The organism is Thermogutta sp. (assembly GCF_014359955.1).
In the GTDB taxonomy this organism is placed as follows: Bacteria; Planctomycetota; Planctomycetia; order Pirellulales; family Thermoguttaceae; genus Thermogutta.
In genome coordinates this window covers 1-1,906 of the sequence record NZ_JACIYL010000821.1, presented here as the reverse complement: position 1 = coordinate 1,906, position 1,906 = coordinate 1, and the positions used below count along the sequence as shown (strand labels likewise).

Genomic DNA, 1,906 nt, shown 5'->3' with positions numbered 1-1,906 from the left:
AGATTGCCGGATGACGACGCCGTCAGCATGGCGAACATGAGGTAACCAAAACGCTGGGTTGTCGTGAAAGAGCTCAAAGCGAAAGCCGAAAGCCCCAGACCAATAACCCCCCAGCTTTGATAGATAGCCTGAGCGCAGTCGCTGTAAGCGAAACGTATCGAGTCCGCACGCGAGAGGCCCCGCTCTTGTCCGTGCCGACACCACAGCATGAAATGGATGGCATCGTCCACAGTGACTCCCAGGGCCACCGCTGGCGTCATGACGGTGCCCACATCCACCACAATGCCCAACAGTCCCATAATGCCGAAGACAATGGCAATGGGGAACACACTGGCGAAGCCCAGCAGCAAGCCTGCCGACCAGTCCCGCATCACGAACATCAAGGCAATGGCGATGATGACGAGATCACCGGCGAAACCGGTCAGCAATCCGTTGAGCAGCGAGTGCTGCGCTTTATAGACCAGGGGGACAAGACCGGTATAAACCGCGGAGATTCCTTCCACACCCTGACCGCGATATCGGGCCAGCACCGGTTCGACCTGCCGCCGAATGTCTTCCACAAAGTTTCCATAATCGAGATCGGTGAGGGCCTTCACACGTGCGCTGACCCGCCACAGCTCCGTGGTTCCCTCTTCCGACCAGTAATCCCGCAGGTCCTCGCGATGGCGACGGAGTTGCACGATCCACGTGCGCTTCTCGATCAGGCCCGGCTGGGACGGTAATGGGCGGGCAAACGTGGGGGCCGCGATGACACTTCCCACATCCGGCAACTGTTTGATGGCCCTTTGCACCTCCGCCACCAGCTTCATTTGATCCAGGGTGTCCAGTTTCGCCTTGTCCCGGTCCACCTTGATCACGACCTCCATGGGCACAAGGGGCCCCAGCTTCTCCTCCAGCCACGCGTAGTCGCGAATGATGGTGGCCTCGGGAGAGAAGAGTCGCATCAATTTCACAGAGGTCTGGATGCGGCTGGCGCCAATCGCCCCGATCAGCATGAGCACAACACAACCGGCAACCACCCAACTCCCCCGGCCGATGATGAAATCGCCCACCTTCCGCCATCCGGCCCATCGCCCAGGATCGAATTTAAACGCTTGCCGGGATCGGGCAATCTCGGGAATCGGCCATTCCTGGAGCATGGACGGCACATACAGACACAGAAACAGGAAGCTCACGATGATTCCCGCAGCCGAAAAGATGCCAAACGTTTGAATGGGCACCAGTTCGCTTACGGCCAGCGACGCCAGCCCAAATGCTGTGGTGAACGTCGCCAAAAACAGCGGGAGAAAGGCGCTTCGCAACGCTTTGCCCGGGGCTCCAACGGTGGGATCGGGGAGTCCCCAGGCAATGTGGGTCCTCACGGTGTCACGATAATAGTTGGCGAGATGGATGGCACCGGAGACCGCTGCCACATACACCAGGGCCGGCATGGTCAAAAGAATCGCGTTCATGTCCGTGCCGGTCAGCCAGACGAGGATCATACTCAGGCCTGCGCTGTACACCCCGGTGGAGAAAACGATGAGCGTCAGAATCCAGCTCCGCAGGCACCACCAGGCCATGGCGGCGCCCACAACACCGCAGACAATGGCCAAACGGACAAGCGACCGCTGGCCCTCGACGTCAATGGCGACGTTGTCCACGGGCGGTCCACCCAGGTGAAGCTGCTCCGGCTTGATGTCGCATATTTCTTTCGCCGCCGTGTAAACGCTTTCCACCACCGCATGCAAGAACTTTTTGCGGGGATTGCCGTGGAAATAATGCTCCCAGCGCTCTTCCGCTTTTGGGTCGATGACGAGGACGAGACACGTTTGTTGCCCATCCTGTCCGACGAGAAAGCCACGCAGCCGGTCGATCGCCTGCTCACGCGTCAGCCCCTGAGACGCCACCAGTTGATCGACGACCTGTT

At 59.5% G+C, this 1,906-nt stretch carries 1 protein-coding gene; it reads right to left on the bottom strand.

The features are described 5' to 3' along the window. A partial coding sequence (locus H5U08_RS17305) for an MMPL family transporter (protein WP_297035952.1) occupies nt 1–1,906 on the bottom strand: 1,906 nt, incomplete at both ends.